The organism is Bacillus sp. XB1, assembly GCF_053557995.1.
Genome location: NZ_JBNRIL010000001.1, coordinates 1,722,843 through 1,735,099 on the forward strand (window position 1 = coordinate 1,722,843; position 12,257 = coordinate 1,735,099).

15 protein-coding genes are annotated in these 12,257 nt (G+C 34.4%); 4 read left to right on the forward strand and 11 right to left on the reverse strand.

Annotation, left to right across the window (positions count from 1 at the left end; genetic code table 11):
- Window positions 1-87: 87 nt before the first annotated feature.
- The 3 genes from ACK1U5_RS08725 to cotH form a co-directional block, all read right to left on the reverse strand.
- Window positions 88-690, reverse strand: coding sequence for a DedA family protein (locus tag ACK1U5_RS08725; RefSeq protein ID WP_000880691.1), 603 nt, complete (start codon window positions 688-690; stop codon window positions 88-90).
- A gap of 104 nt (window positions 691-794) precedes the next feature.
- A complete protein-coding gene (locus ACK1U5_RS08730) occupies window positions 795-1,412 on the reverse strand; it encodes an NUDIX hydrolase N-terminal domain-containing protein (RefSeq protein ID WP_000153576.1) in 618 nt (205 codons plus the stop codon).
- A gap of 104 nt (window positions 1,413-1,516) precedes the next feature.
- Complete coding sequence (gene cotH / locus ACK1U5_RS08735) at window positions 1,517-2,593, reverse strand: spore coat protein CotH (RefSeq protein WP_000937999.1); 1,077 nt, start codon at window positions 2,591-2,593, stop codon at window positions 1,517-1,519.
- Between the two features lie 181 nt (window positions 2,594-2,774).
- Here cotH and exsB point away from each other — a divergent pair, with 181 nt between their 5' ends.
- Window positions 2,775-3,353 (forward strand): exosporium protein ExsB, encoded by a 579-nt coding sequence (exsB, locus tag ACK1U5_RS08740; protein WP_000817498.1) that lies wholly within the window; start codon window positions 2,775-2,777, stop codon window positions 3,351-3,353.
- Between the two features lie 45 nt (window positions 3,354-3,398).
- Here the strand turns inward: exsB and ACK1U5_RS08745 are convergent, their stop codons facing one another.
- The 6 genes from ACK1U5_RS08745 to ACK1U5_RS08770 all read right to left on the reverse strand — a co-directional run bounded on the left by ACK1U5_RS08745 (window position 3,399) and on the right by ACK1U5_RS08770 (window position 8,269).
- On the reverse strand, window positions 3,399-4,010 hold the full coding sequence (locus ACK1U5_RS08745; RefSeq protein WP_044584380.1) for a phosphoserine phosphatase 1: 612 nt from the start codon (window positions 4,008-4,010) through the stop codon (window positions 3,399-3,401).
- Window positions 4,011-4,023: 13 nt separating this feature from the next.
- Window positions 4,024-4,569 carry a short-chain dehydrogenase gene (locus ACK1U5_RS08750; RefSeq protein WP_069605218.1) on the reverse strand — a complete coding sequence of 182 codons (546 nt, stop codon included), beginning with the start codon at window positions 4,567-4,569 and terminating at the stop codon, window positions 4,024-4,026.
- 13 nt (window positions 4,570-4,582) lie between these two features.
- The gene (fosB, locus tag ACK1U5_RS08755) at window positions 4,583-4,999 is read right to left on the reverse strand and encodes a FosBx1 family fosfomycin resistance bacillithiol transferase (protein ID WP_000943769.1); all 417 of its coding nucleotides are present in this window, start codon (window positions 4,997-4,999) and stop codon (window positions 4,583-4,585) included.
- Between the two features lie 59 nt (window positions 5,000-5,058).
- On the reverse strand, window positions 5,059-6,720 hold the full coding sequence (locus ACK1U5_RS08760; protein WP_000824281.1) for a peptide ABC transporter substrate-binding protein: 1,662 nt from the start codon (window positions 6,718-6,720) through the stop codon (window positions 5,059-5,061).
- Window positions 6,721-6,804: 84 nt separating this feature from the next.
- The gene (locus ACK1U5_RS08765; protein WP_002061181.1) at window positions 6,805-7,809 is read right to left on the reverse strand and encodes a DUF2628 domain-containing protein; all 1,005 of its coding nucleotides are present in this window, start codon (window positions 7,807-7,809) and stop codon (window positions 6,805-6,807) included.
- Between the two features lie 7 nt (window positions 7,810-7,816).
- Window positions 7,817-8,269, reverse strand: coding sequence for a methylated-DNA--[protein]-cysteine S-methyltransferase (locus tag ACK1U5_RS08770; protein ID WP_000283913.1), 453 nt, complete (start codon window positions 8,267-8,269; stop codon window positions 7,817-7,819).
- A gap of 133 nt (window positions 8,270-8,402) precedes the next feature.
- Here ACK1U5_RS08770 and namA point away from each other — a divergent pair, with 133 nt between their 5' ends.
- Complete coding sequence (gene namA / locus ACK1U5_RS08775) at window positions 8,403-9,440, forward strand: NADPH dehydrogenase NamA (RefSeq protein ID WP_044584378.1); 1,038 nt, start codon at window positions 8,403-8,405, stop codon at window positions 9,438-9,440.
- A gap of 29 nt (window positions 9,441-9,469) precedes the next feature.
- Here the strand turns inward: namA and ACK1U5_RS08780 are convergent, their stop codons facing one another.
- Window positions 9,470-10,129, reverse strand: a complete 660-nt coding sequence (locus ACK1U5_RS08780) for an oxidoreductase (RefSeq protein WP_044584377.1) — start codon at window positions 10,127-10,129, stop codon at window positions 9,470-9,472.
- A gap of 115 nt (window positions 10,130-10,244) precedes the next feature.
- Window positions 10,245-10,394, reverse strand: a complete 150-nt coding sequence (locus ACK1U5_RS08785) for a hypothetical protein (protein WP_000540932.1) — start codon at window positions 10,392-10,394, stop codon at window positions 10,245-10,247.
- Window positions 10,395-10,660: 266 nt separating this feature from the next.
- Between ACK1U5_RS08785 and ACK1U5_RS08790 the strand changes: the two genes are divergently transcribed.
- Window positions 10,661-11,611 carry a metal ABC transporter substrate-binding protein gene (locus ACK1U5_RS08790; RefSeq protein WP_001126151.1) on the forward strand — a complete coding sequence of 317 codons (951 nt, stop codon included), beginning with the start codon at window positions 10,661-10,663 and terminating at the stop codon, window positions 11,609-11,611.
- A 138-nt stretch (window positions 11,612-11,749) separates the two neighbouring features.
- Complete coding sequence (locus ACK1U5_RS08795) at window positions 11,750-12,220, forward strand: GNAT family N-acetyltransferase (protein WP_069605219.1); 471 nt, start codon at window positions 11,750-11,752, stop codon at window positions 12,218-12,220.
- Window positions 12,221-12,257 lie beyond the last annotated feature (37 nt).

Consider the following 12,257-nt stretch of genomic DNA (forward strand, 5'->3'; position numbering starts at 1 on the left):
CGCTACGCTTTATTATTACACATTATGGACAACTCCTTTTCTTTAGAACCGAAACAAACAAAAAAAGCCAATGAATTATCATTGACTTTAACGCGCTGCTTTTTTCTTTTTGAAATACTTTAAACCAAAGTATAGAGCAATAAAAAGAACAGCTCCTATAATTATGTAATGTGTGTAATCAGATGCATACTCTTTAATTTGTCGCCAATTCCCACCAAGTTTTTCACCTAAGTATATAAATAGAATTGACCATGGAATGATCGCTACAACCGTATAAAGTGTAAATAGTTTTAATGGCATCTTAGCTAGTCCTGCTGGAATAGAGATCGCATGACGCACTACTGGGATAAAGCGCGCAGAAAATATTACGCCTGCTCCATAACGCTTAAACCAACCTTCCGCTATGTCTAAATGATGTTTATTAATAAGTAGATATTTCCCATATTTCTCTACAACCGGACGCCCTCCGTAGTATCCAAGCCAGTATAAAAAGATTTGCGCTAAAGTACCACCAATCGTTCCGGCGATAACTGCACCCACAAAACTAATTTTACCATTTGCTACTAAAAAGCCAGCATACGAAAGTACAATTTCACTCGGGATTACTTCAATCATTAAAGCAAGAGCTACTCCAAAGTAACCTAAGCTTGCAAAAAATTGCAATAACTGATCTATTATGTTTGCTAACATGTTCTTTTTTATCTCCTTTTTTCTTCACATACCATCCCATTATTACATAAAGGCTGCAATCTGCCAATATCTTCATTTTAACAATATGTACAATTCAAGCAGGATTAATCTATTAATTTCTCTTTCTGCGGGTCTTTCATGTAGGCAAACATCTCTTTAATTTGGTCTTCTGTATTTCTAGCAATTGATAAATTAGGCAATTCATTTTCACCAAAAAACTCCACCTCTTCTGTTTCAATGCTAGTTTTCTTTTCTCCACCAATAATCTCGCATCCAATGAAAATCTTATATACATGCGTCGCCGATGGAGATGGTTGATGTTTTTCTTTATCAAATATAGCTAGTAACTTAAAATGATCTACCTCATAACCAGTCTCTTCGAAAACTTCTTTTGCTGCAACTTCGGTTGGCGTATAACCGACATCAGCCCATCCACCTGGCAATGCCCATTTCCCATCGCTTTTTTCTTTCACAAATAATAACTTTTCATTTTGAAAAACAACCGCTCTTATATCAACTTTAGGTGTTTGATAGCCTGTCTCACTTGCAAATAACTTCTCTACGATTTCCCAATCTGTTTTCGTGTAATGTGACATCATTGAAATAGAAATATCTCGTAATTGCTGGAAACGTTCAATATCATACACATCCTTAGAATACGTTAAACCTGCTTGAGCTATAGATTGTATTTGTTTTACCCAATCAATCCATTTAATCGTCATATATCCGCATCCCCATTCTCTATCAAATATATTACTTCATTTTTATTGATACATCTTTATTATACAAAAAAAAGAGATTGATAACGTTTCAATCTCTTTCAAAATTAATCCAATTCATGTAAGTGGTCTTGTATATACTTTCTTCTCTTATTTATATATTCATAAATCATATCAGCCTCTTGATCAAATGTTTCTAATTTTTCTTTCATGTATGGATCTTGTAGTAAATATGGACGAATCAATTCACACAACCCTTCTACTTTCGGCCTCATAAACGAAACTGTAAATTGATCTTCTAATATTTCTTCTAAAATACTTCGATACTGCTTTCTAAATACAGGTATGTCTAGCAATCTTGCACTCAACGTATTATAACCTTGAATACGAATATATTCATGATTAAGCGGTCTCCCTTGTACATCTCGCCCCCAAGTCGCATCATAATCCCACGGTATAACTTCAAATAAATTTGTTTCATCGTTATGATATAGTGCATAGTTATGAACAAAACCATCAAAGTTTTGCGTAAAAATAACTCCTGCTAACCATCGTAAATATTTATCTACATGTAGAAACTTCCCAATCTCTTTTTCATAGGCTTCCCTCGTCAAAGTATTCGCTTGAAATACAAATTCACTCAGCTGTTCTTCACTATTTTTATTCGAATATTTAAATTCATAACCCGCAAAGAGCTCTGTCTTAACATCTTTATCTCGTTCACTCATTAATGAAAAATTCGCATCATCATCTATCGCATAATAAATAGAACCACTCGGTAATCCTCTATTTTTCAAAAAATTTTCATCAACCGATTCTAACTGTAAATACACACCTTGAATTTGACCATTAATTTTTATAAATACATGTTGTGATTTTGGCGAAAGTACACCAATATCATGAAAAAAATCTAAAGATAATTTATTTCGTATGAGAGACGGATCCATAAACTCCGAATTCAAATGAAACTCTTTCGCACCTTGAAATTTTTTAGGCTTATAAAACATAACATGATAAGACTTTTTCTCAAATTCGCGAATATGAGCTCCTCTGTATACGATATCAATATCATACTTCTTTTTTCCATAAGTCAATTTTGCTGGTACTGGACTATCTGACCAAATGTCCTTTTTCAATTCCACTAAGTACATTGGATGAACAAAAAAATCATATGAAGGCAGCATGTTTTCTCATCCCTTCTCAGTTCTCTTCATTCAATGTATGCGCCTTGTCTTGTCCATACATCCGCAATCATCTATTTATATAAAATTACACTCTTGTCCTGTTCAGAAAGATGCCTACATACATATCATGTTAAGGAAAAAGAATACCTTTTCACTTTAATACATGATAAGGAGGATTTCTATGAAACGTGATATTAGAAAAGCTGTCGAAGAAATCAAAAGTGCTGGGATGGAGGATTTCTTACACCAAGATCCAAGTACATTTGAGTGCGATGATGATAAATTCACTCATCATCATTGTACAACTGGATGTAAATGTACAACTGGGGGTAAATGTCCTAGAACAAGATGTACTCGCGTGAAACATTGTACGTTCGTTACAAAATGTACGCATGTAAAAAAATGGACATTTGTTACGAAATGTACACGTGTACGTGTTCAAAAATGGACGTTCGTTACGAAAGTAACGCGTAGAAAAGAATGCGTATTAGTTACAAAACGTACTCGCAGAAAACATTGTACATTCATTACAAAATGCATACGCTTTGAAAAGAAATTTTTCTGGACAAAACGAAGTTTCTGTAAAAAATGCGAATTCTTCCCTAACAGACACGGTCACTCTTGCGATGATTCATGTGATCATGGTAAAGACTGTCACGATAGCGGACACAAATGGAATGATTGCAAAGGCGGACATAAATTCCCATCTTGCAAAAATAAGAAATTCGATCACTTCTGGTATAAAAAACGTAACTGCTAGTTTTTATACCACCCAAAAAAGGCCGTTTTGCGGCCTTTTTTACATTTATTGAAAGTGACTTATATCTGCAAATTGTTTCACTTTACCAATACCCTCTTCAAATTCTATTGTGCTCAAACTGGCACTATGCATAAATGGATCATCCCACACATTTTCTATTTCAATTCCCGCGAAATGCCCTACAAGTAATTTTGCTGCTGCCGCATGAGACACAATCAATATGTTTTGTCCTTTATGCTTCTCTAAAAGAAGCTGCATCCCTTCAATTACTCTTTCATAAACGGCCTCAAAATTTTCGCCTGATGTTGACTGAAAAAGATGTGGCTCATTCCAAAACAGATGTACTTCTTCTGGAAATTGCTTTTCTATATCCGCGATTGTTTGTCCTTCCCATATACCCATGTTGATTTCATAGAAATGCTCATCCGCTATAATGGGTATATCACGTTCCCCCTTTATTAACTCTGCCGTATGAAGTGTTCTTTCGCTCGGACTACTATAGATCGCATGGATTGGTAAATCTTTCATTCGATTCCCTAATTGTTTCGCCTGAACTATACCATTTTCAGTTAAAGCAGAATTTTTCCGTCCCTGCATTCGCTTCGCTACATTCCACTCTGTTTCACCATGCCTTGTTACATATATAGTTGTTTTCATTTCTTACTCCCCCTCACCATGTTGGTCGTAATTCCCACGGTTCAACTCTCCCTACAATCCACTCCGCTCGTTTACTTTCAATCCCTTTTATAATTCCATCAGCTATCTCTTCATGAGTAAGCCATCTTCCATATGTACCTTCTAAAATAAAACCTAAAATAATTCTATGATAAATACATCGCGTACTCCCTATTTTTTGTGCAGGCATACGTGATGCTTTACTACCTAAAATATGAAATAAACTATATGTTTTAGACGACAAATCTAGTTCTTTACAAATATTTGATAGTGCATGCTTTGCACTTGTGTGTACCCATGCAACAACTAATGTGATCGGGCCATTTTTCTTAATTGTACTTTTAATAGCTAGCTTTACATCTTCATCATTATGATAATCTAACGAAAGGCATGTAATATTTTCTGGTGCAGAACTCATTCGCTTAACATTTTTTAATTTCACTTCATCTCGTCCAATAATAGAAACATAAAATCCTTTCTCACAAAGCCACATAGAAACTTTCTTTAGCATTCCTGTCCCACCAATTACAAGTGCATGCAAATGCTATCCCTCCCTAATAAAATGTCATATGAGGTTTCTCATCTCTATAATAATTTAAACGGTCTTGCAGTGTCCCTGAGTGAAACTCAAATTTATGACCGTCAGGATCAACAAAGTATATAGATTCGCAATCTCTTACATCACGTTCTCTTCCTTGTAAAATATGAACATCATTTTCTTCTAATCGCTGTATTAGACATTTAAAGTCTTCTTGTTCAACAGAAAATGCAATGTGCGTATAAGATTGATGAATCTCATTTCTCGGAATATGCGTCTCTTCATTAAGCGCTATCCATACTCCACATATGTTAAAATAAGCTAATTTTCTTCCTTTAACTAATAATTCTCCTTCTAATACTTTTTCATAAAACATAATAGAGTTTTCTAAATTAGATACCGAAAAACAAATATGATTGATTCCTCTTAACAACTATAATTCCTCCTTATACAAATAAAAGATGAGCGAAAATTCACTCATCTTTTATTATACTATTTTTTTGTAATATATGCCCATTTATAACTGAAGTCCCCGCCAAACGTATGGTTAGCAATGCCTTTTACAAATGGCTTCTCTAAATAAGCTGTACTTTGTTGGTACGTAGGAGAAATTGCTGCGTCTTGACCAATTAAGATTTTTTCAGCTTCCGCAAGTGCATTCCAGCGTGCTTTATCATCTTTTAATAGCTCTCCTTTTGATTTCGCTACTAAATCATCATACTTCGGATTAGAATAATCCATTTCATTAAATGAGCTTCCAGTAACAAACATATCAATATAAGTCATTGGATCCGGATAATCAGGGCTCCATGCAGATAATGAGAATTCATATTGGAATTTCTTTTCTAAATCTAGCTTCTGCTTGTATGGTTGCTGTTTCAAATTCACTTTAATACCAGGCAAGTTTTTCTCTAGTTCTTCCTTAATAAAGTCGCCTACTTTTTTACGGCTACCGTTATCATCGTTTAGTAATTCAACCGTAATTGTATCTTGACCAAGCTCTTTCTTCGCTTCTTCCCATAATTTTTTTGCTTTCTCTGCGTTATCTTTACTATCACGGAAGTTTTTATTTACAGAGCGGAAATCTTTTCCATCCGGACCTGTCGTGAATTTTTCAGGTACTAAGAAATATGCTGGCAATGAACCGTCATTTAAAATGACATCAGCAATTCCTTTTTTATCGTATGCTAAATCAATCGCTTCACGTACTTTTTGGTTTTTAAATGTTGCATTTTTTTGGTTAAAACGTAAGAAATATATGCGCGGGTCTAACTTCGTTTTAAATTCATCTGGTTTATTCTTTTTATATTTATCAACAAATTCAGAAGTTAAAATAACTCGATCTGCTTGATCACTATCATATAAATTTACTCCCGTGCTTGTTTCCTTCACAATACTTACATTAATTTCGTCTAACTTTACAGTATCTTTATCCCAATAATTAGGATTTTTCTTTAACTGATAATTTTGTTCATGTTTCCATTGACTCATTGTAAATGGTCCATTATATACTAATTTATCTGCTTCTAATCCGTATTTATCTCCTTGTTCTTTCACATATTTTTCATTTAATGGGAAAAATGTAGGGAACGACGTAAGTTCAAGAAAATAAGGTGCTGGTTGCTCTAATTCTACTACCAACGTTTTATCATCCTTCGCTTTAACACCCAGTTGATCTAATGGTAATTCTCCTTTATTTACTTTCTGTGCATTTTTCACATCAAATAAAATGAATGCATATTCTGCCGCTGTTGCTTTATCTAATGTACGTTGCCATGCATATACAAAATCTTGTGCTCGAACTGGATCACCATTTGACCATTTCGCATCACGTAATTCAAATGTATATGTCTTTTTATCTTCACTAATCTTCACATCTTTTGCCATACCTGGTGTTGGTTTATTATCTTTATCTAGACGATATAAACCTTCCATTGCATTTACAAATACACGGAAAGATACAGAATCCGTTGATTTAGATGTATCCATTGAAGGAATTTCAGCTGTTTCTAGCAAATTTAAAACTTGTTTATCGGCCATTCCCTTATTCGATTCTTTCTTCGTTGTCGAAGCCTTCTCACCATTCCCACACCCTGCAACCAATACACTCGTCGTTAACGCAAGTGCAGCAATTGTTGTTGTCTTTCTCTTCATTCTTCCTTCCCCCAATCTATATGTATAAGTTAAATCCTATATAATATATTTTATTATACAAAAGATTCTGATTATTTTAAATATTTATTTTAACAAACATAGAAAAAAGCGATCGGAAATTTCTTTCCAGCCGCTTTCTTGAATAGCATTTACTTGTAATCCATCCTCTATATCAAATGGATTTTGAACTTTAAATATTTCTTCCATTAGCTTCAAAAACTCTTCTTCAGTTTTAGATTCACCATTAACCATAAATGAGTATGGTTCCACTTCACCTAATTTATAATCGACAACAAATTGAATCTTCACCTTTTGTCTTGGCGTTCCGGTGTTATATCCTTGGAATTCTACTAATTCTAACCCTTCCGTTCCACGATAATATATCCAACCTGAATTTTGAAAATAATTTTCGAAAGATTCACCTATTGAAAAGAAAGGATATTCATAAAGCGAGCTTGTACGAACCTTTTGAATAACGTCTCGATCAGTCGGAAAAAAGAAATGACTAAAAAATATGCTAGCAACTGCTAAAATAGTAACGATTGTCGCTCCCATTTTGCTCGTTCCGCCGCTATCATTGATTAGATAGTTTTCAACTGATTTATCTTTTATTTCTCTTGCTTTTATTCGGTATATACGTCTTTCCGCAAATTGATAGTACAATCCATTTGCAAAAATCCCCATTCCAAACAGAATAAAAATGAGTAATAAAAACGTAAGAGGCACCATATTAATGATTGGCAACGCTACATTAAATCCCATATAATACGAAAATGCATCACACGCTACTAATAACAACATAAATAAAGCAGCTGGTACATAATACTTACGATATCCTAGCCAGCCTATATTGAAAATAGCAGCCCAACCATTCCAGCTCCACCTAGCAATCCGCTTATTCTCAAGCTCCCATTTCCTTTTGTAATACGGATATTGTCTCCCTACATATACTTCTAGTTCTTTATCTATTAACGAGCTACCTTCCTCTTGTTCATTATCCAAGTTTCGCTGACAACTTGCACAATTTAACTGTTCCTCCTCGCAAGGTTGCCCACAATTTATACATTTCAAAACAATCCCTCTTCCCATCCATACGTCATTTCAAAATACCTTCGTGTTTTAATAACCACTCTTTCCTCCATAAACCACCAGCATATCCAACAAGCTTTCCACTCTTCCCTATTACACGGTGACATGGAACAATTATTGAAATTGGATTCCGACTATTTGCCCCTCCTATTGCCCGTACAGCTTTTGTATTTCCAACTTTCTCTGCAATATCTAAATATGAAGCACTTACGCCGTATGGAATAGTATAAAGTGCATCCCATACATTTTTTTGAAATGCTGTTCCCTCCGCAGACAGCGGGACCGTAAACTCTTTTCTTTTCCCTTTAAAATATTCATCTAACTCATTTATACATTGTTCTATCATTTCATTTTTATTTTCTTCTTGTCGTTCATCAACAAATATAACAGACGTAATTCCTTCTTGATTCGCTGTAATTTCAAGCAAACCTACTTCGCTTTCATAATAAGCCTGGTACATATGCCATCCTCCAATTCAGTTCATATTAGTCATTGTAACACGAATATACAAAATTTTTCGTATAAGCGTTTTATTAGAGAAACAAAAAAGAGAATGATACAATGTAAGAAAATTCAATCTAGGAGGCTATTGGATGAATTCCGAACTTTTTTCACCTTATACAATTAAGGACGTTACATTAAAAAACCGGATTGTTATGTCACCTATGTGCATGTATTCATCGGAAAACGGGGATGGCCAAGTAACGAATTTCCATCTCATTCATTATGGAACAAGAGCTGCCGGTCAAGTTGGTTTAGTTATGATTGAAGCAACAGCCGTGTTACCTGAAGGTCGAATTTCAAATAAAGACTTAGGCATTTGGGATGACAACCTAATTGAAGGCTTACATAAAACGACTACTTTTATACATGATAATGGTGCAAAAGCTGCCATTCAACTCGCTCACGCCGGAAGAAAAGCAGAATTAGAAACAGATGCGTTAGCTCCTTCAGCCATTCCATTTAATGAAACAATGAAAATGCCAATAGAAATGAGCAAACACCAAATTAAAGATACTGTATTAGCTTTTCAGCAAGCTGCAGTACGATCAAAACAAGCTGGATTTGATGTTATTGAAATACACGGTGCTCACGGTTATCTTATTAATGAATTTCTTTCTCCGCTTTCCAATAAGCGGACTGATGAATATGGTGGTTCACCTGAAAACCGCTATCGTTTCTTACGCGAAATCATTGACTCGATAAATGAAGTTTGGGACGGGCCGTTATTTGTCCGTATTTCAGCAAATGATTATCATCCTGACGGGCTAACGGTTCAAGATTACGTTCAGTATACAAAGTGGATGAAAGAACAGGGAATAGATTTAATCGATTGTAGTTCTGGCGCAGTTGTACCAGCACATATTGATGTGTATCCTGGTTATCAAGTACAATATGCCAAACATATTAAAGAGCATGCTAACATTGCAACTGGTGCAGTTGGATTAATTACGACCGGAGTACAAGCAGAGCAAATTTTAAATAATAACGAAGCAGATTTAATTTTTATCGGACGTGAGTTACTTCGCAATCCGTACTTCCCGAGAATAGCGGCCAATGAACTTGGCTTTGAATTGCAAGAACCTCACCAATATAAGCGAGCATCAGGAAAAATTCATACGAATAAATAAAACCGAGAAGTCATTCTTCTCGGTTTTATTTATTCTATCGTTGTAATTTCATTTGAATTATAAGCATGGATACCCGATTCTTCTCGCAGCGCGGTTATATACATCCCTTTCGCCACATCTTTAGCTGAAATTGGTTTATATTTTTTGAAAGCTCCTTTAAAGATAAACGGAATAATACGAGATAACTTTTCAGCCATTCGTTCGCCGAAACGAAATTCTTGTCGATTTCCTACTAATAATGATGGTCTAAAAATGTGAATACCACCAATCACTAACTTTTGCAATTCTTCTTCCATTTTTCCTTTCACTTGTGAATAAAAGAAGAATGATTTAGGATTCGCTCCCATAGAAGACACGACAAGGAAATTTTGTACCCCTTGTTTTTCAGCTAAACAAGCAGCTCGTAACGTATATTCATAATCTACTTTTTTAAAATTTGCTTTTGTTTTTGCTTTTTTTATTGTTGTTCCTAAGCAACTAAAAACATCATCCACAGCAAAGAACTCTTTATATTCCTCTAATACCGAAAAATCAACTTGTTTCTGCTGTAACTTCTCATGTTGCAATTGCATTGGCTCTCTTACAAAAATAGTAACCGAATCGTAGTAATCTGATTCAAGTAATAGACGCGTTATCTCTTGTCCAACTAAACCACTTGCACCGAGTATTAACGCTGTTCGCTTATTCATATATGCATATACCTCTTATTTTACTTTTCTCTCCTTTAGTAAAATACAACCTTTAGGAGTTTCCTGCTCTTATTTTACCACAAGTAAAACACTATGCGTACGCATAGTGCTTTACTCACTCTTTTTTCTCATCTCTCTCTTGTAATTTCGTTATTGTTGTAGCGTCCCCTAAATTACTTATTAATCTTCTTAAAAAAATTAATACGAAAGATAATGGCAATACTACCGCTAATATTAATAAAATAGCTTCCATTAAGTAACCCAAGCGCTCATCCCCCTCTTTACCTCCTTTTCAATATATGAAAACAGCGTTGTCACATATGCATGCATTTGCAAAAATAATACACCTATATTTGACAACTTTATAACAAAAACAAATCGGAATGATTATTATTTATTGCAACTTTATTAAAGATGTATTATACTAAGTTCGCAAACTAAAACGTAATTATTCCGTTTTGTATTAAAATGATATTTTTCTTCTATAATTGGGGAAAATATATCCGTAAAAAAAGAAAAGAGGAGAACTTCATGCCTAAAAGATTGACTATATTTTCATTCTTACTTATTTTCACCTTAATTTTCGCTGGCTGCTCAAATAAAAAAGAAAGTAATGCCAAGAAAGATGGAAAGCTAACAGTTTATACAACGATTTTCCCACTTGCTGATTTCGCAAAGAAAATCGGTGGCGACTATGTAAATGTTGAAGCGATTTACCCACCGGGTGCAGATTCACATACATTTGAACCAAGTCAAAAACAAACAGTACAAGTTGCAAAAGCCGATTTATTTGTTTATAACGGCGCTGAATTAGAACCATTTGCTGAAAAAATGGAAAAAACATTACAAAAAGAAAATGTTAAAATTGTAAATGCATCTAAAGGTATTGAGCTTCGTGCTTCTACTGAAGAAGAGCATCATGATCATGGAGATGGCCATAAAGAAGATGAACATCATCACGATAAAGACCCGCATGTTTGGTTAGATCCTACTCTAGCAATGAAACAGGCAGAAAAAATTAAAAATGCACTTGTAGAATTACAACCTGAACATAAACAAGAATTCGAAAAAAACTTTGCAGCACTTCAAACTAAATTTACTGATTTAGACGATGGATTTAAGGCAGCTGTAGCGAACGCAAAAACGAAAGAAATTTTAGTTTCTCATGCTGCCTATGGTTACTGGGAACAACGATACGGCCTAAAACAAATTCCTATCGCTGGAATTTCAGCTTCTGATGAACCATCTCAAAAGCAGCTTGCTGACATTACAAAAACAGTAAAAGAACATAATCTAAAATATATTTTATTCGAAACATTCTCTACTCCAAAAGTAGCATCGGTAATTCAAAAAGAAACTGGTACAAAAGTTTTACGCTTAAATCACTTAGCTACTATTTCTGAAGATGATGCAAAAAATAATAAAGATTACTTCACTTTAATGGAAGAAAACGTAAATACATTGAAAGAAGCAACAAACTAATCCATTATACTTTCTAGGCAGCTGAATTTGTTATTCAGCTGCCTTTTTATGTATTTATCCTTGACTTGACTAAAATAACAAGTAAAATTATCCATATTAGCTTTAAAGCTATATTAATTTAGAAGGTGAGTTGGAATTATGAATCTTCACATTTGTGAAGTAACAGCAAAAAATTGGCGTTCAGTAGTTGCTTTAGACGTCGCAAAAGATCAGCAACAATTTATTGAAAGTAACGCGTTTTCTTTAGCAGAATCATTATATGAAGGAAACGGAACGTCAGTAGGTTTATATGATGGAGAAACACTTGTAGGATACGCAATGTATGGATGGTATTCAGTAAAACATAAAAGTGTCTGGCTCGATCGCTTTATGATTGACCAACACTATCAAGGAAAAGGATACGCAAAACGTTTCCTTCGCTTACTCATTCAATTCTTACAAGAAAAATTTGAATGCAAAATAATTTACTTAAGTTTACATCCAGACAACAAACTTGCAATGGGACTGTATGAATCATTTGGTTTCCGCTTAAATGGGGATATTGATGATGAAGGTCCAGTTGTAGGTGTTGTAATGGAGTTACTAATAGACGAAAATACAAGCCTGTGAAAACAGGCTTTTTATTATACATTTATCAATTTTTAGT

Bases quoted from the DNA above. Each gene is read 5' to 3' on its own strand.
- ACK1U5_RS08725 (WP_000880691.1), bottom strand. From the start codon at position 690: ATGTTAGCAAACATAATAGATCAGTTATTGCAATTTTTTGCAAGCTTA.
- ACK1U5_RS08730 (WP_000153576.1), bottom strand. From the start codon at position 1,412: ATGACGATTAAATGGATTGATTGGGTAAAACAAATACAATCTATAGCT.
- cotH (WP_000937999.1), bottom strand. From the start codon at position 2,593: ATGCTGCCTTCATATGATTTTTTTGTTCATCCAATGTACTTAGTGGAA.
- exsB (WP_000817498.1), top strand. From the start codon at position 2,775: ATGAAACGTGATATTAGAAAAGCTGTCGAAGAAATCAAAAGTGCTGGG.
- ACK1U5_RS08745 (WP_044584380.1), bottom strand. From the start codon at position 4,010: ATGAAAACAACTATATATGTAACAAGGCATGGTGAAACAGAGTGGAAT.
- ACK1U5_RS08760 (WP_000824281.1), bottom strand. From the start codon at position 6,720: ATGAAGAGAAAGACAACAACAATTGCTGCACTTGCGTTAACGACGAGT.
- ACK1U5_RS08765 (WP_002061181.1), bottom strand. From the start codon at position 7,809: ATGGGAAGAGGGATTGTTTTGAAATGTATAAATTGTGGGCAACCTTGC.
- ACK1U5_RS08770 (WP_000283913.1), bottom strand. From the start codon at position 8,269: ATGTACCAGGCTTATTATGAAAGCGAAGTAGGTTTGCTTGAAATTACA.
- namA (WP_044584378.1), top strand. From the start codon at position 8,403: ATGAATTCCGAACTTTTTTCACCTTATACAATTAAGGACGTTACATTA.
- ACK1U5_RS08780 (WP_044584377.1), bottom strand. From the start codon at position 10,129: ATGAATAAGCGAACAGCGTTAATACTCGGTGCAAGTGGTTTAGTTGGA.
- ACK1U5_RS08790 (WP_001126151.1), top strand. From the start codon at position 10,661: ATGCCTAAAAGATTGACTATATTTTCATTCTTACTTATTTTCACCTTA.
- ACK1U5_RS08795 (WP_069605219.1), top strand. From the start codon at position 11,750: ATGAATCTTCACATTTGTGAAGTAACAGCAAAAAATTGGCGTTCAGTA.